This window comes from Nocardia salmonicida NBRC 13393, assembly GCF_001613085.1.
Lineage (GTDB): Bacteria > Actinomycetota > Actinomycetes > Mycobacteriales > Mycobacteriaceae > Nocardia > Nocardia salmonicida.
The window spans coordinates 18,010-34,412 of record NZ_BDBR01000046.1 but is presented as its reverse complement, the minus strand read 5'-3'; the positions used below and the strand labels follow the sequence as shown (position 1 = coordinate 34,412).

18 protein-coding genes are annotated in these 16,403 nt (G+C 68.0%); 7 read left to right on the top strand and 11 right to left on the bottom strand.

The window, feature by feature from the left end:
• Nucleotides 1-54: 54 nt before the first annotated feature.
• Nucleotides 55-1,005 (bottom strand): 2,3,4,5-tetrahydropyridine-2,6-dicarboxylate N-succinyltransferase, encoded by a 951-nt coding sequence (gene dapD / locus NS1_RS32210; protein WP_062990616.1) that lies wholly within the window; start codon nt 1,003-1,005, stop codon nt 55-57.
• 118 nt (nt 1,006-1,123) lie between these two features.
• Here dapD and dapE point away from each other — a divergent pair, with 118 nt between their 5' ends.
• Nucleotides 1,124-2,218 (top strand): succinyl-diaminopimelate desuccinylase, encoded by a 1,095-nt coding sequence (gene dapE, locus NS1_RS32205; protein ID WP_062990614.1) that lies wholly within the window; start codon nt 1,124-1,126, stop codon nt 2,216-2,218.
• A gap of 26 nt (nt 2,219-2,244) precedes the next feature.
• On the opposite strand, the gene NS1_RS32200 is transcribed toward dapE, so the two are convergent.
• On the bottom strand, nt 2,245-3,063 hold the full coding sequence (locus NS1_RS32200; RefSeq protein WP_218019994.1) for a hypothetical protein: 819 nt from the start codon (nt 3,061-3,063) through the stop codon (nt 2,245-2,247).
• Nucleotides 3,064-3,162: 99 nt separating this feature from the next.
• Here NS1_RS32200 and NS1_RS32195 point away from each other — a divergent pair, with 99 nt between their 5' ends.
• From NS1_RS32195 to NS1_RS32175, 5 genes are read left to right on the top strand one after another with little or no spacing between them, the layout of a single operon-like run.
• Nucleotides 3,163-3,963 (top strand): LOG family protein, encoded by an 801-nt coding sequence (locus NS1_RS32195; protein WP_056813420.1) that lies wholly within the window; start codon nt 3,163-3,165, stop codon nt 3,961-3,963.
• The gene (locus NS1_RS32190) at nt 3,957-4,511 is read left to right on the top strand and encodes an LOG family protein (protein ID WP_062990612.1); all 555 of its coding nucleotides are present in this window, start codon (nt 3,957-3,959) and stop codon (nt 4,509-4,511) included. The genes NS1_RS32195 and NS1_RS32190 overlap by 7 nt, the downstream gene beginning before the upstream one ends.
• Before the next feature lie 11 nt (nt 4,512-4,522).
• Nucleotides 4,523-6,289, top strand: a complete 1,767-nt coding sequence (locus NS1_RS32185) for a long-chain-acyl-CoA synthetase (protein ID WP_062990609.1) — start codon at nt 4,523-4,525, stop codon at nt 6,287-6,289.
• 21 nt (nt 6,290-6,310) lie between these two features.
• On the top strand, nt 6,311-7,288 hold the full coding sequence (folP, locus tag NS1_RS32180; protein ID WP_174562703.1) for a dihydropteroate synthase: 978 nt from the start codon (nt 6,311-6,313) through the stop codon (nt 7,286-7,288).
• Nucleotides 7,285-8,223 (top strand): glucosyl-3-phosphoglycerate synthase, encoded by a 939-nt coding sequence (locus tag NS1_RS32175; RefSeq protein WP_062990607.1) that lies wholly within the window; start codon nt 7,285-7,287, stop codon nt 8,221-8,223. Before folP ends, NS1_RS32175 begins: the two co-directional genes overlap by 4 nt.
• Nucleotides 8,224-8,276: 53 nt before the next feature.
• On the opposite strand, the gene NS1_RS32170 is transcribed toward NS1_RS32175, so the two are convergent.
• The 9 genes from NS1_RS32170 to sigE all read right to left on the bottom strand — a co-directional run bounded on the left by NS1_RS32170 (nt 8,277) and on the right by sigE (nt 15,390).
• Nucleotides 8,277-8,711: a DUF6640 family protein gene (locus tag NS1_RS32170; protein WP_062990605.1), complete on the bottom strand. Its 435-nt coding sequence runs from the start codon at nt 8,709-8,711 to the stop codon at nt 8,277-8,279.
• Nucleotide 8,712: 1 nt separating this feature from the next.
• A complete protein-coding gene (locus tag NS1_RS32165) occupies nt 8,713-9,306 on the bottom strand; it encodes a TetR/AcrR family transcriptional regulator (protein ID WP_062990671.1) in 594 nt (197 codons plus the stop codon).
• A gap of 102 nt (nt 9,307-9,408) precedes the next feature.
• The gene (locus NS1_RS32160; protein ID WP_062990603.1) at nt 9,409-10,488 is read right to left on the bottom strand and encodes an XdhC family protein; all 1,080 of its coding nucleotides are present in this window, start codon (nt 10,486-10,488) and stop codon (nt 9,409-9,411) included.
• A 93-nt stretch (nt 10,489-10,581) separates the two neighbouring features.
• Nucleotides 10,582-11,148, bottom strand: a complete 567-nt coding sequence (locus NS1_RS32155; RefSeq protein ID WP_157125506.1) for a hypothetical protein — start codon at nt 11,146-11,148, stop codon at nt 10,582-10,584.
• 116 nt (nt 11,149-11,264) lie between these two features.
• Complete coding sequence (locus tag NS1_RS32150; protein WP_056813397.1) at nt 11,265-12,122, bottom strand: hypothetical protein; 858 nt, start codon at nt 12,120-12,122, stop codon at nt 11,265-11,267.
• 181 nt (nt 12,123-12,303) lie between these two features.
• A complete protein-coding gene (gene tatB / locus NS1_RS32145) occupies nt 12,304-12,723 on the bottom strand; it encodes a Sec-independent protein translocase protein TatB (RefSeq protein WP_062990599.1) in 420 nt (139 codons plus the stop codon).
• A 33-nt stretch (nt 12,724-12,756) separates the two neighbouring features.
• Entirely contained in the window at nt 12,757-14,289 is a 1,533-nt protein-coding gene (locus tag NS1_RS32140; protein WP_062990597.1) for a S1C family serine protease, read from the bottom strand.
• Nucleotides 14,290-14,299: 10 nt separating this feature from the next.
• Nucleotides 14,300-14,668, bottom strand: coding sequence for a hypothetical protein (locus NS1_RS32135; RefSeq protein ID WP_062990595.1), 369 nt, complete (start codon nt 14,666-14,668; stop codon nt 14,300-14,302).
• A 59-nt stretch (nt 14,669-14,727) separates the two neighbouring features.
• A complete protein-coding gene (gene sigE, locus NS1_RS32130; RefSeq protein WP_062990593.1) occupies nt 14,728-15,390 on the bottom strand; it encodes an RNA polymerase sigma factor SigE in 663 nt (220 codons plus the stop codon).
• A gap of 376 nt (nt 15,391-15,766) precedes the next feature.
• On the opposite strand from sigE, the gene NS1_RS32125 reads away from it, so the two are divergent.
• Nucleotides 15,767-16,399, top strand: coding sequence for an O-methyltransferase (locus NS1_RS32125; RefSeq protein ID WP_056813381.1), 633 nt, complete (start codon nt 15,767-15,769; stop codon nt 16,397-16,399).
• Nucleotides 16,400-16,403: the final 4 nt, after the last annotated feature.

Here is a 16,403-nt window from a genome sequence, read left to right as displayed (position 1 = left end):
AATTGTGACTGGTGAGAAGAATTGCCGGGCCGTTCGGCCCGGCAATTCGACCGGTCAATCGTTGGCGTGCAATGCGGCGTTCAGTTCCACGCCGGTGCCCTTGCGCCCGACGACCTCGACGGTGCCGGTGATGGAATTGCGACGGAACAGCAGGTTGTCCTGACCGGACAGGCTCGCGGCCTTGACGACGGTGCCGTCGGGTCCGGTGACCTTGGTGCCCGCGGTGACGTAGAGGCCCGCCTCGATCACGCAGTCGTTGCCGAGGGAGATGCCCACGCCCGCGTTGGCGCCGAGCAGCGAACGCTCGCCGACCGAGATGACCTGGGTGCCGCCGCCGGACAGGGTGCCCATGATGGAAGCGCCGCCGCCCACATCGGAACCGTCGCCGACCACGACACCCGCCGAGATGCGACCTTCGACCATCGAGTTGCCGAGGGTGCCCGCGTTGAAGTTGACGAAGCCCTCGTGCATGACGGTGGTGCCCGCGGCGAGGTGCGCGCCGAGGCGGACCCGGTCGGCGTCGCCGATGCGCACGCCGGAGGGGATCACGTAGTCGACCAGGCGAGGGAACTTGTCGACGCTGAGCACCGTCACCGGGCCGCGGGCGCGCAGCTTCAGGCGGGTCTGCTCGAAGCCCTCGACCGCGCACGGGCCGTGGTTGGTCCACACGACATTGCTGAGCAGGCCGAACTGGCCGTCGAGGTTCAGGCCGTGCGGCTGGACCAGACGGTGCGAGAGCAGGTGCAGGCGCAGGTAGACCTCGTGCGCGTCGACCGGGGCGGCCGACAGATCCGCGATGGTGGTGCGCACCGCGATCACCTCGACCCCACGGGCCGCGTCCACGCCGAGGAGCTCGGCGAACTCGGGCGCCTCGGCGGCGTCGAGGCGCTGGGAGCCGGTCTCGGTGAACTCGCCCAGCGCGGGGCTGGGGTACCAGGTATCGAGGACGGTCCCGTCCGAGGTCACATTGGCGATACCGACTGCAGTTGCTCCCTGAATACTCACGGAGGCTATTTTGCCCGTTCCGGCCGGTGCGGTGTGCCGCGGGCCCTGTGCGTTGGACCACGCGGTCGGCTTCGCCCGGATCCGCGGATCGAGGGCTCGGCCGTACTACTGTCGAGATGTGACTCTCGATTTGCTTGCCGATCCCATCCAGTTGACTGCCGCCCTCGTCGACGTGCCGAGTGTGTCGCGCGACGAGGCCAAGATCGCGGACCTGGTCGAGCAGGCGATCCGGGAGCAGACCACCGGGTTCGAAGTGCTGCGGCACGGCAATGTGGTGCTGGCGCGCACACAGCGCGGATTGCCCACACGGGTAATTCTGGCGGGCCACCTCGATACGGTACCGATCGCGAACAATGTGCCGAGCCGACCGGATCGAGTCGACGGCGAAGCAGTGCTGTTCGGTTGTGGCACAGTCGATATGAAATCCGGCGACGCGGTATTCCTGCATCTGGCCGCCACGATCGCCGACCCGGCCCATGATTTGACGCTGATCTTCTACGACGGCGAGGAGATCGCCGCGGAGTTCAACGGACTCGGACATATCGAGCGTGAATTGCCGGAATGGCTCGAAGGCGACTTGGCGATTCTCGGTGAACCGTCGGCGGGTTGGATCGAGGCGGGGTGCCAGGGCACCTTGCGGGTGCGATTGACCACCGCGGGTGTGCGCGCGCATTCCGCACGGGCATGGCTGGGGGAGAACGCGATTCACGGTCTCGCTCCGGTGCTGGCGCGGTTGTCGGCCTACGAGGCGCGCGAGGTCGATATCGACGGTTGTGTGTACCGCGAGGGTCTGTCGGCCGTGCGGGTCTCGGGCGGGGTCGCGGGCAATGTGGTGCCCGATGTCGCCGAGGTGGATGTGAACTTCCGTTTCGCCCCCGACCGCACCGTCGAGCAGGCCGTGGCGCATGTCCGCGAGGTCTTCGACGGACTCGACGTCGCCTTCGAGGTCACCGACTCCTCACCGGGCGCCCTGCCCGGCCTGACCGCCCCCGCCGCCCGCACCCTCATCGACTCCGTCAACGCCCACGGTGGCGGCGGCGTGCGCGCCAAGTACGGCTGGACCGACGTCTCCCGCTTCGCCGCCCGCGGCATCCCCGCCGTGAACTTCGGCCCCGGCGACCCCAACCTCGCCCACAAGCGCGACGAGCACGTCCCGCTCAGCCAGATCACCGCCGTCACCGCGATGCTGCGGACCTACCTGTCCAAGCCGTAGACCGAGACGCCCGTCGAGCTTCGCGCTCACCAACCGTTGGTGAACAGGGCGGCCAAGCCGGGGACCGGGTTCGACGCGTTGGTGGTGTTGGCTACCGCGACGACGACCATGATCAGCGCGAACAGTGCCGAGAGGGCGCCGAACCAGGCGAGGACGCGGCGGGAGCGCCGATCGGGAGACCGGACGGATGTGCGCCACAGAAAGGCGCACCCCCCGAGCAGGAGAACGGCCGTGACGGCGGCGAGCGCGGCCATCGCCACGTGGTAGCGAGCGAATTCGTCGATCATCACCTCCAGCGGGGGTACCCGGGTGCCGTCGGCCAACCGGCGGTCGACCTGGGTGATGACCTCGGTCGGGGCGGAGTCCTCGCCCAGCAACATCGGCAACAGCGACGCGAAGGGCGTCACCGCGCCCTGCACATTGGCCAGTACCAGCACCAGCGAGCACAGCGCGAGCACGGCGGCCAGACCACCGGACACCGCGAGACCGACCCGTGTGCCCAGCGCGGCCTGGCCCGCCGCCATGAACGCCCGCCAGAGCTTCACGGTGAGAGTGACGAGCACAGCCAGCAGAATCGCGGCGAGTACCGCTTTGACGAGGTGGTAGCGGTACCAGTAGTCGACCACCTTCGCCAGGTCGGCGGTGAACTCCCGGTTCCCGGCCTGCCAATACTCGACGAAGGCCGCGCGGAACGCTCGTCGGAGATCGTTCTCGTCGCTGAAGCCGGCCTCGACGCTGTTCGCCAGCAGGCGTGGAGCGACAACGAACGCGGCGATCAGCGCACCGGCCATGGCGACGAGTACGACGAGCACGCGACCGGAATGTGCCGCGGCGGCAGGGGACACAGGAAATCCTTCGGCTCGATCGAGGACGCGGATGGCCGTGGCCCGGCCGATCCAGAAGCGCGCGCCCGTGACCGGAATCCAACACAGTAGGTTGGGGTCATGTCTACCGATTCCGCTGATGAACAGGTTGGGAAGGTCAAACCGAAGTTCCGTGGTCCGGTGATGTTCCGCCGGGAGCGCAAGCCCGGTGTGCGGACCGCCGACCGGAACCTGCTCGATACGCGGCAGGACAGCGACTGGGTGCACACCGATCCGTGGCGGGTACTGCGGATCCAGGCCGAGTTCGTCGAGGGTTTCGGCGCGCTCGCGGAGATCCCGCCCGCGGTGACGGTATTCGGCTCGGCGCGTACGGGTCCTGACCACCCCGAGTACGTGGCGGGCCGGGAGATCGGCGCGGCGCTCAGTCGGGCGGGCTTCGCGGTGATCACCGGCGGCGGGCCCGGCGCGATGGAAGCGGCCAACCGCGGTTGCTCGGAAGGGGGCGGCTACTCGATCGGGCTCGGGATCGAGCTGCCGTTCGAGCAGGGGCTCAACGAGTGGGTGGATCTGGGGATCAACTTCCGGTACTTCTTCGTCCGCAAGACGATGTTCGTGAAGTACTCCCAGGCCTTCGTCTGCCTGCCCGGCGGTTTCGGGACCCTGGACGAGCTGTTCGAGGCGCTCACCCTGGTGCAGACCCGCAAGATCACCCGCTTCCCGATCATTCTGTTCGGCACCGCCTACTGGTCCGGCCTCGTCGACTGGCTGCGCAGCTCCCTGGCGGGCTCGGGCAAGATCTCGCCCGAGGACCTCGACCTGATCCAGCTCACCGACAGCGTCGACGAGGTCGTGCGGATCATCCAGGGCGAAACCGGCGACCACGCGAACATCGAGCGTCTCGGCACCGAGGACCAATGGTGAGCTATTCCGTGTGTGTCTACTGCTCCGCCAGCACCACCGATCCCCACCTGATCAGCCTCGCCGCGCGCGTCGGCACCGAGATCGCGCGTCGCGGTTGGCAATTGGTCTCCGGTGGTGGTCATGTATCGATGATGGGCGCGGTCGCCACCGCGGCCAGGGCCGGTGGCGCGCACACCATCGGCGTGATCCCGAAACATCTGGTGCACAAGGAAGTCGCCGATGTCGACGCCGACGAACTGCTCGTCACCGACACGATGCGCCAGCGCAAGCAGCTGATGGAAGCGCGCGCGGACGCGTTCCTCACCCTGCCGGGCGGCATCGGGACCCTCGAGGAACTGTTCGAGACCTGGACCGGCGGCTACCTCGGTGAACACACCAAACCCGTTGTCCTGCTGAACGCGAACGGCTTCTACGACGGCCTTTTCCACTGGATCGACGAACTGTCCGAGCGCACCATTGTGCCGCGGGCAGCACGTGACCGACTCATCGTGGCCACCGACCTGCCCACCGCGTTCGCCGCGCTGGAACCGGCCGCGCCCGCACAGTAGGAGAGATCGACGTGAGCAATGACACGCGCGACACGGTAAGCATGTTCGACCTGGCCAAAGCCCTGCCCGCCATGGCGCTCGACGCCCCCGGCATGCTGCGCAACGCGCGCGGAATGCTGGTGGGGCCCAAGGACAAAGCCTCCATCGGGCTGTATTTCCAGCGGGTCGCCCACCGCAGGCCCGACCGGGTGTTCCTGCGTTTCGAAGGCCGTTCCTATACCTACCGCGCCGCCAACAGCGAGGTGAACCGTTACGCCGCAGTGCTTTCCGCGCGCGGGGTGACGCGCGGCGACGTGGTCGGCGTGCTGATGACCAACCGGCCCGAAATCCTGTTCACGGTGCTGGCCGTGCTCAAGCTCGGCGCCACGGTGGGGCTGCTCAACTACAACCAGCGAGATCAGGTGCTGGCACACAGCATCGGGCTGCTGGGCAGCGTGCTCGATGTCGTCGGCGCGGAGTGCGCCGAGGCGCTGGATTCGCTGCCCGAGCCGGCGGAGAACGTGCTCACCGCCGAGGAGCTGGCCGAGTCGGCCCGCACCGCGACCGATTCCGACCCCGCAACGTGCGCGCGGGTCCTGGCCGGGGAACGGGCGTTCCTCATCTTCACCTCCGGCACCACCGGGCTGCCCAAGGCCAGCGTGATGACCCATCAGCGCTGGACCAAGAGCATGTCCGGGCTCGGCGGCCTCGGCGTCCGGTTGCGTGCCGACGACGCCCTGTACTGCTGCCTGCCGCTCTATCACAACAACGCGCTCACGGTCGCGCTGTCGGCCGTGCTCGCGGGCGAATCGACCTATGTGCTCAGCCGCAAGTTCTCGGCGTCGGGGTTCTGGGACGAGATCGCGCGCGAGCGGGCCACCGCGTTCATCTACATCGGCGAGCTGTGCCGCTACCTGATCAACCAGCCGGTGCGGTCAGGCGAGCAGGGCAACCGGGTCCGGCTGGCCGTCGGCAACGGGTTGCGGCCCGAACTGTGGGACGAGTTCCGGCGCCGATTCGGGATCGGCCGGGTGGTCGAGTTCTACGGGTCCAGCGAGGCGCCGCTGGCGTTCGTCAACGCGTTCGGCGTCGACCGTACCGCCGGACTGTGCCCGCTGCCGTACGCGGTCGTCGAGTACGACGACGAGACCGGCCACGCGCGGCGCGGTCGCGATGGGAAGCTGCGCCGGGTGCGGTCCGGCGGGGTGGGGCTGCTGCTGGCGAAGGTGAACAACCGTCAGCCGTTCGACGGCTACACCGACAAGAAGGCGTCGGAATCCAAGCTGGTGCGCGACGGCTTCAAGAAGGGCGACTGCTGGTTCGACACCGGCGACCTCGTCCGCGATCAGCATTTCTGGCATATCGCGTTCGTCGACCGGCTCGGCGACACCTTCCGGTGGAAGGGCGAGAACGTGGCGACCACGGAGGTCGAGGGCGCCCTCGGGCACGACGAGCGCGTCGATCAGGCCGTTGTCTACGGCGTCGACATCCCCGGCACCGACGGAAAAGCGGGCATGGCGGCGATCACGCTGGCCGACGACGCGTCGTTCGACGGGAAGGCCCTGGCCGCGACCGCCTACCAGCGACTGCCTTTATACGCGGTCCCGCTGTACGTGCGCGTGGTCGCCGAACTGGAGCAGACCTCGACATTCAAGAGCCGGAAGGTGGAATTGCGTAAGCAGGGATACGCACCCGACGCGGACGGTCAGCTGTATGTGCTGTCCGGTCCGACAGATGGCTACATCCCGGCTTACGACGGATACGCCGATGACGTCGCCGCCGGTCGAGCCCCGCGCTAGCAAGGTAACGTCTGATTTCGCATGAACATCGGTAACTCGTCGGGTACGCCCGGACCCCGACCAGAGAACGAACCGCCTGCCCGGAGCACAAGCAGTCGCGGTCCCGAGTCGTCGGCGGAAATCCCGGGGAGGCGCGACGAGCGCACCTTCTGTGGGCGCGAGGTAGCGACGGATCGCGCGTTGGTGATGGCGATCGTGAATCGCACGCCGGACTCGTTCTACGACCGTGGCGCCACCTTCAGCGACGAGGCCGCGATGGAACGCGTCTCGCGCGCGGTCGACGAGGGCGCCGATCTGGTCGACATCGGCGGGGTGAAGGCGGGGCCGGGAGTCACCGTCGACGCGGCCGAGGAAGCGCAGCGGGTGGTGCCGTTCGTCGCGGCGATCCGGGCGAAGTATCCGGACCTGTTGATCAGTGTGGACACCTGGCGAGGTGACGTCGCGCGGGCCGCGGTCGCCGTGGGCGCCGACCTGATCAACGACACCTGGGCCGGCGCCGACCCCGATCTCGTGCACGTCGCCGCCGAAACGGGCGCGGGCATCGTGTGCAGCCACACCGGCGGCGCCGTGCCGCGCACGCGCCCGCATCGTGTTCGCTACGCCGATGTGGTGGCCGAGGTGACCGCCACCGTCGTCGCCGCGGCCGAGAATGCCGCGTCCGCGGGCGTGCGAGCCGATGGCATCGTGATCGATCCCACTCATGATTTCGGCAAAAACACCTATCACGGGCTCGAGTTGTTGCGCGGAATCGACGGTCTTGTAAATACCGGATGGCCAGTGCTGATGGCACTGAGCAACAAGGATTTTATCGGGGAGACTCTAGGGGTAGGTCTTACCGAAAGGGTCGAGGGCACACTGGCGGCAACCGCATGGTCGGCCGCCGCGGGCGCTCGGATCTTCCGGGTTCACGAAGTCGCCGAAACCCGGCGGGTCGTGGACATGATCGCCGCGATCCAGGGCATCCGGCCCCCCGCACGAACTCTGCGAGGTCTGGCATGAAAATCCAACACCGCGAGCCCGCCTGGGCCACTACCCACACATGGGACACCCCTGAATGGACGGTCGGCGAGCTCGTCGCCGCCAAGGAGGGCCGCACCGTTTCGGTGGTGCTGCCCGCGCTGAACGAACAGGACACCGTCGCCGGGGTCGTAGCCAGTATCCGGCCGCTGCTCGGCACGCTCGTCGACGAACTGATCGTGCTGGACTCCGGGTCCACCGACGCCACCGCCGAACGCGCACGCGCGGCGGGCGCCGAGGTGATCTCACGTGAGGAAGCCGTTCCCGAACTCGAACCGGTCCCCGGCAAGGGCGAGGTGCTGTGGCGGTCGCTGGCGGTCACCACGGGCGATCTGATCGCCTTCGTCGACTCCGACCTGATCGACCCCGACCCCGACTTCGTGCCCAAGCTCCTCGGCCCGCTGCTGATGATGCAGGGCACGCACCTGTCCAAGGCCTATTACCGCCGTCCGCTGCGTCAGGGCGAGTCCGTCGACGCGAACGGCGGCGGGCGAGTCACCGAACTCGTCGCCCGTCCGCTGCTGGCCGCCCTTCGCCCCGAACTGGTGCAGGTGCTCCAGCCGCTCGGCGGCGAATACGCGGGCACCCGCGAACTCCTCACCGCGGTCCCGTTCGCTCCCGGCTACGGCGTGGAGATCGGCCTGCTCCTCGACACCTACGACCACATGGGCATGGACGCCATCGCCCAGGTGAACCTGGGCGTGCGCACCCACCGCAACCGCCCGCTGTCCGACCTGGGCGTGATGAGCCGCCAGATCCTCGGCACCGCTCTGCGCCGCAGCGGAGTCCCCGACTCGGGTGCTCCGCTGACCCAGTTCCCGTTGATCGAAGGCGAATTCATCGCCCATTCCACCGCGGTCTCGCTCGAAGACCGACCGCCGATGAAAACCCTTCGGCCCGAACAAGTCGCGGCCTAGTCGTCCACATCGGGCGGCGCCTCGGTCAGTGGACCGCAGCGGCGCCCGATGTGTCAGTTCCGGCGTCGGGTGCTGAGCGCGACGGCGGTGGTCAGCACTGCCAGCAGGATCATTGCCAGCAGCACCTGCGGGTGCAGGCCGATGATCGTGGTGTCGGCGAACTCGGGATCGTGAACAGCGGTGCCGGGGAACAGCATTGCCGCCAGCAGGCCGAGCCACGGCGTAGCCAGGATCGCGCAGGCCGTCCACAGGCGCGAGCGGGTGCCGCCATCGCGCCGCAGCAGCAATGTCAGCGCCAGCACGCCGAGCAGGATCGACATGACGATGTACTGGGCGTCGTGGAATTTCGCGTGCGGCGGCCAGGCGTCGTTGCGCAGGTGCTGAGCGGCGCCCGCGGGGATGACGAAATCGGCCAGCAGAGCACCGAATACGGTGATGACCGCGACGAGTACGGCGAGAACGCGTGGGGCGGACAGGGTTTTCGTCATGTCACGGGGTTCCTTGCTGGCGTGCGGGTTTCGAGGTGCGGCCGCGCAGGAAGTCGTCGAGGACCTCGCGCACGTAGTCGAGGTCGAAGGTCCGATTGGCGACGAGCCGCCGGAAGAACAAGGGACCGTGCAGCTGATCGACCGCGAGGTCGATATCGAGTTCGGCGGGGAGTTCCCCGCGGGTGACGGCCTCGGTCAGCGTCGTGCGCACCGCCCGGGTGCCCGACCGGTACAGCGACTCCTTCACCTCCGCGAATTTCGCGTCGACAGCGGCCCTTTCGATCATCACCCGCATGCCCTGCTCGGTTGCCGGTTCGTGCAGCATCGCGCGCGTGGCAGTCAGCGCGGTCAGCAGATCGGCTCGCAGATCCCCGGTCGGCTGTGGCTGCGCGAGAGTGATGTGGCGCGTCAACGTGGCGCGGACGAGATCGGTGGGCTCCGGCCAGAGCCGGTACAGCGTGGCTCGGCTGATCCCGCTGCGCGCCGCGACGGCCCCATGCGTCAGCCCGGCCAATCCCTGCTCTATCAACAGCTCTCGCGCCGATACGAGCGCGGCATCACGGCTGCGCACCGTCCGCGGATCGGGTGGTCGCACGAACATTCCCTTCGGACAATCTGTTTCATAACTTCGATACAAACTGTATCGAAGTTATGAACGAATGAACAGATGTCCAGGGGAGGAAGTGCCGAGCGGGACCTAGTCCGGGCGGCGGTGGATCGGGCCGTCCAGCTCTGCCAGGGGCCGGGCTGTGGCGCTTCCTCGGGTGGCGAGGATTTGGGCGAGGATGGAGATGGCGGTTTCTTCGGGGGTGTGGGCGGCGAGGTCGAGGCCGAGGGGGCTTCGGACGCGGGCGATGTCGGAGTCGAGGAGTCCGGTTTCGCGAAGACGGGCGGCGCGGTCGGCGTGAGCTCGGCGGGAACCGAGAGCGCCGATGAACGCTATGGCCGGGAGGCCGAGTGCGGCGGCCAGGAGGGGGACGTCGAACTTGGGGTCGTGGGTGAGGACGCAGAGGACGGTGCGGTCGTCGATGCGGCCCGCGACCTGTTCGGCCTCCAGGTAGCGGTGCGGCCAGTCGATCACCACCTCGTCGGCTGACGGGAAACGGGCTGGGGTGGTGAAGGTTTCGCGGGCGTCTACGACGGTGACGTGGTAGCCGAGATTCGCCGCGCCGACGGTCATGGCGCGGGTGTAGTCGTTGGCGCCGGCCAGGATCATCCGGGCGGGGGAGCGGAAGACCTGGACGAAGGTGCGGGGGCGTTCGGCCTGGGCGGGGGTGCAGTCCTGGGCTCCGATGAGTCCGTTGTGGCCCGCGGTGAGGAGGGCGGCGGCGTCGTGGTCGAGGCCGCGCCATGGGGCGGTGTCGCCGGGGCGCAGGAGTTTTCGGTCGGGGGCCGACTCGAGGGTGGTGGCGTAGGCGATCGGATGGTGCGCGTCGAGTGCGGAGTGGAGGGCGCGCAGGACGGGCAGATCGTCGCGGTCGAGGCGTTCGACGAAGACTTCGATCTCGCCACCGCACGGTAGGCCGACCGTGAGTTCATCGGCGGCCGCGAACCGCTCGAGGCTCGCCCGGCCGTCGAGCAGAACCTGGCCGGCGGCAGCGAGCACCGCCGACTCGACGCAGCCGCCCGACAGCGAACCGAGCACGCGACCGTCGCCCGTCATCGCCATCGCGGCCCCGGTTTCGCGCGGACCCGCACCGGTCCGGTCGACGATCCTGGCCAGTGCCACGGCCTGATCACCGAGCAGTTCGAGTACCTGTCCGAGGAGATCACGCATCACGCACCGGCCTCTCCACAGTCACCCATCGAGGCATGTGACCGTTCGACCAGCCTAGCTATCGTCGAGCATTTCGCGCGCGGCGAGCAGCTCTCAGTCGAGGATCTCGCGCTGCTGCAGACCCGCGGGAACCGCGCCGGCGTGGAAGAAGTCGCGGAAGATCTCCACCGCGTTGTCGGCAGTGAACACCTCTTCCGGGTAGACGTAGGTGTCCTCGTCGCCGTGCGGGAGGTACACCGTCGGCAGGCCGAGTCGACTCCCGGGCAGCCCGAGGGTGAAGCGCCGGGTGACGTGATCGATGGTCGTGCGCAGTTGCAGAGTCATCGCGTCCGCCGAACCGGCGCAGCCGAGCGCGAGATCGCCGCGCGCCGAACTCGCGGTCGTGGTGACCTCGGTGGCGGGCACCGGCTCGGGTAGCACGGTCAGATCGAGTGAGTAGCGCTGATGCCCATCCATCCGGCGCAACGGGCGTAGGAAGCTGTCCACGTCCTCGTGCGGGCCGATGAAGACCTTCAGACGATCGCTGTAGGTCACACGATGGGTGGTGACGATGACGTCGCCGGTGGTCGGCTCCGCGTCGAAGGGCGGAACGGGCCGTGGATGGCCTGCCGCGTGCACGGGCAGAACCCGGCATGCGCTGGCCTCTGGAGACGAGAACATGTGATGCTCACCTACTCACACTCGGTTACTCGCTAGCAATCTAACCATCGCGGGCGACTTGTGATCCATAACAGTACAGTGATGCAGATCACTGAGCACGGCGAGTTTAGTTCAGTCTACGGACGAACCCGGGTCGTAGCCAACTTTGGGTCTGTTTCATGGCGGTAAACCGGGGTGAGCAAATCCGCATCAACGGGTTCGCCGGTGGCGCGGTCGTATCGGACTGCGATGAGGACCGAGAACAAATGGCTGCTCGCACGCTCGTGCAGGGTCGCCAAGCGGGTCGCCAGCAATCGGATCGCACCCAGTGAGCCGGGCGGATGCAGGCCGTCGATCAGCATGATGCTGCCGCGCCGGTCGGGCCGGGGGAGCCGAGCCAGGTAGGCGATGTCGTGCGGTTCGGTGCCGCCGGGCCGGTAGACGCGGCGTGCGGCCCTGTCCTCTATGCCGCGCCGGGTATCGCCCGCCCTGGTGACGGTCCGGCGCAGGCGCGGATCGGCCACCACCAGCTGGCGCAGGCTGGGCGAGAGTTCGGGGCCGCCGAGAATCACCAGCCCGTCGCGATTGAGGTCGATCGGTCGGCCGGGCATGAACGTCTCGACGTTCGCCGCGAAGCCGAGTTGTCGCAGCAGTTCGGCCAGACGCTGCGCGGCCTGTGGGTCCGGTGCGCCCAGGAGTCGGCCGGAGCGGACCTCGGGGGCGAGCACGGTCAAGGTGCCGTGGCCGAAGAACAGACCTTCGGGGACGGGACCCTGCGTGCTCACCTGGTGAATACGCGCACGCGACAGTCCGGCGGCGGCGCCGATCCGGGCGAACGTCCAGCCGTCGGCATGGAGTTCTCGGATCACGGCTCGCCGGATCCTGGTTAGTTCGTTGATGGTCTGCTGGGCAGCCGCCACCCCGTCGGTGGCTGCTTTGAGTCGCTCGACCTTGTCCTCGATCGCGAAAACTCGTGCCACGTCATCGGCCGACATGTGCGAAGTCTAGACAGCTCGACAGCGTTGTGTGTCTATAACGGTTGACATCGAACTGTCTTGCGACACAACACTCTCGGAGGCGGTTTGTCGGCAAATCACACAGAAGCGAGGTCGCCGCCGCAGAGTTCGTTCAGCGCGATCTCGCAGCAAATGCCGACCGTGCGGTGTGTTCGGCGAGCTAAGTCGCGTCGTAGTCGACCGGGGGGCGCTCGTTGCGCTCCAGCGACTTCGGCGGCGGGGGGGCCGACGGAGTGGAAGGCATGCCGCTGCTGGTGCCGAACAGCTGCTTCTTGTCGGGCACCGCGCTCTCCAGATCGCGCAGCACCGAATCGTCACCGCCCAGCAGGTGCTTGGTGACCACGGCCCTCGGGCTCATGCCACGCAGCTCGTTCAGCTCGGCGAGCGGCTTGCGCAGGTCGTCGAACTCCGGTCCGAGCTCCTGTTTCAGCTGCGAGGTGGCGCCGCTGGCGTAGTCACGCGCCTGGCGCAGCGCGCCTGTGGTCCAGCGGACGGCGCCGGGCAGTCGCTCCGGACCGAGGATCACGAGGGCGGCGACGAGCAGGATCATCATCTCGCTCCACCCGATGTTGCTGAACACGGTTCCAGGTTACCCGGCGCGCGCGTCCGCAGGTCAGTCGGATTCGAGGGTGACCGGCACGTCCACCTGCCTGCCATCACGGATCAACTGCACGTTCACCGTTTCGCCGATCTTGCGCGACTGCACGGCGACGACCAGTTCGTCGGGCCCGGTGACCTCGCGGTCGCCGATCTTCACGACCACGTCGCCCTCGACGATGCCCGCCTTGTCGGCGGGGCTGCCCGGCGTCACATCGGCGACGGCGGCACCGCTCATCACCTCGTTGGCGACGGTCTTGGTGCGCGCGCTCAGGCCGATCACCGGGTGGTGCATCTGGCCGTCGCGGATCAGGGTCTGGGTGACGGCGGTCATCACGTCGACCGGGATGGCGAAGCCGAGGCCCACCGAACCGCCGGTCTCACTGCGGATGGCGGTGTTGATACCGATGACGCGGCCCTGCATGTCGACCAGCGCGCCACCGGAGTTACCCGGGTTGATCGCCGCGTCGGTCTGTACGGCGTCGATCACCGCGTTGGTGTCGCTGCCCTCGCCCGCGAGCTTCACGGGCCGGTGCAGGGCGCTGACGATGCCGGAAGTGACGGTCTTGCTCAGGCCGAGTGGCGAACCGACCGCCAGCACGTCGTCGCCGACCTGCACATCGGCGGACTTGCCGAGATTGGCCACCGTCAGGTTCTTGGCCTCGACCTTGAGCACCGCGAGGTCGGTCTTGGGATCGCGCCCGACGATCTGCGCGGGCACCCGGGTGCCGTCGGAGAACTGGACCTGGATGGCGGACCGGTTGGACTTGTCGGTCGCGGCCATCGAGATCACGTGGTTGTTGGTGACGACGTAACCGCCGCCGTCGATCACCACGCCGGAACCGGTCGCGCCGTTGTCGCCGACAGTGGCCCGGATCGAGACCACCGAGGGCAGTACGGCATTGGCGACCGCGGCGATCTGGCTGTGCGGGGTCTCGACGCCCGCGCTCTGATCCAGGGTCACCTTGCGTGAGGTGAGCGTGGACGCGGTCTCGGCGGTGACCCGCCCGACCAGTCCGCCCACAACGGCGATGCCGAGGGCCAGTACGGCCAGCATCGCCAGGGCCTTCGGCGCCACCCGCGAACCGAACAGCACCTCGCGAGCGCTCAGCTTGTCCGCGACGGGCAACCGGGCAGGCGGGGGAGTGTCGACGGCGGGCGCACCGAGCCGGGCCGCCGCGTCGGGATCACGCCACGGGTCGACCGGACCCGCGACGACCGTCTTCGACTCGTCGGCGCCGGGCTCGCGCTGCAACAGCTCCGAGGAGCCCTCGGGCCGGGCGAACGCCTCGGCGAGCACGCCGTCCGGCGGGCGGGCGACGATGCCTTCCTCGGCGCCCTTTCCGGCCACGCGCTGCGGGTCGTACGGTGCGAACGAACCGGCTTGGCCGTTCGGGCGGCGGAACGCGCGCGCGGTGTGGCTGTCGATGTGCGGCCGGTAGACCGGGCGCGGCCCGAGGCTCGGTGCGTCCGAAGGGCGCAGCGTGCCCCGATTGTCCCCCGAATCCGAGTGGTCGGCCGATCCGGAATTCGTCGATTCGCCTGTCACGTCGCAGACTCTACTTGCGCCGCCACGTTGTCCACCGGGTCGCGGTGAAGGAATCTGTGATGAATCCGAGAAATGCCTCGTTACGGCGCTGCGGTTCGGGTGCGTTGCCGGGGAGGTCGGCCAGCGGAATGCGCGAGAGGCTGTCGTGCAGGCTGCGCGGAATCGCCACCTCGGCGGCCCGGCGCAGCGCGATGCGCGCCTGCTGCTGGGCATCGACCTCGGACGCGCATTCGGGGCAGACCGAAAGATGCTGGGCGGCACGCAGATAGGCGTTCATCCGCAGTTCGCCGTCGACAAAAGCCGCGACAGCCTCACTGGCCAGGTGCTCGGTGGGCTGAAAGCGCGGTGGGCGACCTGCGGCACTGGGTTCCACGCTCATCCGGGATTCTTCCTTCCGACCGACGTCAACCGAGAGCCCCCGGTGACGTCGAACTCCCGTCACAACGATGGGGCTTCAGCGGAGTACCGCTGCTCACTTCCATTATGCGCAAGGTACTCGCGCAATGCCTGACGCCCGCGATGGATCCGGCTTCGCACGGTGCCCAGTTTCACACCCAGCGTCGCGCCGATCTCCTCGTAGGACAGACCCTCGATGTCACACAGCACGACCGCGGCGCGAAACTCCGGCGCCAGCGAATCGAGTGCTTTCTGCAGGTCGGGGTCGAGGCGGGAGTCGTGGTAGGCGTCCTCCGGGGTCGGGCCTTCGGCGGGCACCCGGTCGTAGTCCTCGGGCAGCGCTTCCATGCGGATGCGGTTGCGACGACGGACCATGTCGAGGAACAGGTTGGTGGTGATGCGGTGCAGCCAGCCCTCGAACGTGCCGGGCTGGTAGTTCTGCAGCGAGCGGAACACCCGGATGAAGGTGTCCTGGGTGAGGTCATCGGCGTCCTGGGCATCACCGGAGAGGCGGTAGGCCAGGCGATAGACCCGGTCGGCGTGCTCGCGGACCAGTTCGTCCCAGGAAGGCATGGCGGCGCGATCGCCGGTCGCGTCGAAAGCGGCGGTGCCGGTGAGTTCGGCCTCGAGTTCGTCGGCTTCTGCCGCGATGAGATCGGCGGGCAGAGTCTGGTCGGTGGCGTCTTGACGCGCCGTGTCTACCATCGTGATGGGACACCTCCTACTCGGGACCGCTGGCACAAAACCTGGCTGGTCCGGGTCAGCGAACCTTGCTTACCGACAATCAACCAGCAACTGTGTGCGGTTGTTCCCGAGTCTCGTGCCCGCCGCGATCGGCTGGCCTTGCGTAGGGCAACTATTCCCTGCCCTGATATGGGTCAGGTGTGGAGATCCTGAGTGTGACCTGAGAATTCTGGTCGAACTCGACCCTAGTCCAGTCGCCAACGGAGAACCAGCAGTTCGGGGGCTGTTGTGACCGATCCGCAAACTTTCGGCAATTGTTCGGGATCTGTGCGACACAGTGTCGGATCCGTCCCTTTGCTGAATACACATACCCCCTCGGTGGCCTAGCCTCATAGCTGTGGCATCGAACGTGGAGCGGAACCTGGCCTATGTGGAGGAGTCCGTCGTCGAAGACGAGGTTCTTCTCGAAGCGCGCGAGCGGGCCACCGAATTGGGTGCCGCGCCGGTGCCCGCGGCGGTCGGTGCGCTGCTGAGCATGTACGCGCAGATGCTCGGCGCGCGCTCGGTCGTCGAGGTGGGCACCGGGGCGGGCGTCAGTGGGCTGTGGCTGCTCGACGGGATGCGTGAGGACGGGACGTTGACGACGATCGACTCCGAACCCGAGCATCAGCGCGCGGCCAAGGAGGCGTTCCGGACCGCCGAGATCACGCCGTCGCGCACGCGACTGATCAACGGGCGCGCGCTGGACGTGCTACCCCGCCTGGCCGACGGCTCCTACGACCTGGTCTTCATCGACGCGGCACCGATGGAACACCCCAATTACGTCGAACAGGGTGTGCGGTTGCTGCGCGAAGGCGGCGCGTTCATCCTCAACAACGCGCTGCTCGGCGGGCGCGTTCCCGATCCGGACCAGCGTGACCCGGCCACGCAGGCGGTGCGTGCGGCGACTCGTGCGATCGCGGAAAACCCCGAGCTCACCAGCGTTCTGATCCCGATCGGTGACGGGTTGCTCTGCGCGTCGAGGTGCTGATCGC

Bases quoted from the DNA above. Each gene is read 5' to 3' on its own strand.
- NS1_RS32195 (WP_056813420.1), top strand. From the start codon at position 3,163: ATGTCTACCGATTCCGCTGATGAACAGGTTGGGAAGGTCAAACCGAAG.
- NS1_RS32190 (WP_062990612.1), top strand. From the start codon at position 3,957: ATGGTGAGCTATTCCGTGTGTGTCTACTGCTCCGCCAGCACCACCGAT.
- folP (WP_174562703.1), top strand. From the start codon at position 6,311: ATGAACATCGGTAACTCGTCGGGTACGCCCGGACCCCGACCAGAGAAC.
- NS1_RS32175 (WP_062990607.1), top strand. From the start codon at position 7,285: ATGAAAATCCAACACCGCGAGCCCGCCTGGGCCACTACCCACACATGG.
- NS1_RS32170 (WP_062990605.1), bottom strand. From the start codon at position 8,711: ATGACGAAAACCCTGTCCGCCCCACGCGTTCTCGCCGTACTCGTCGCG.
- NS1_RS32160 (WP_062990603.1), bottom strand. From the start codon at position 10,488: ATGCGTGATCTCCTCGGACAGGTACTCGAACTGCTCGGTGATCAGGCC.
- NS1_RS32155 (WP_157125506.1), bottom strand. From the start codon at position 11,148: ATGTTCTCGTCTCCAGAGGCCAGCGCATGCCGGGTTCTGCCCGTGCAC.
- NS1_RS32150 (WP_056813397.1), bottom strand. From the start codon at position 12,122: ATGTCGGCCGATGACGTGGCACGAGTTTTCGCGATCGAGGACAAGGTC.
- NS1_RS32135 (WP_062990595.1), bottom strand. From the start codon at position 14,668: ATGAGCGTGGAACCCAGTGCCGCAGGTCGCCCACCGCGCTTTCAGCCC.
- sigE (WP_062990593.1), bottom strand. From the start codon at position 15,390: ATGGTAGACACGGCGCGTCAAGACGCCACCGACCAGACTCTGCCCGCC.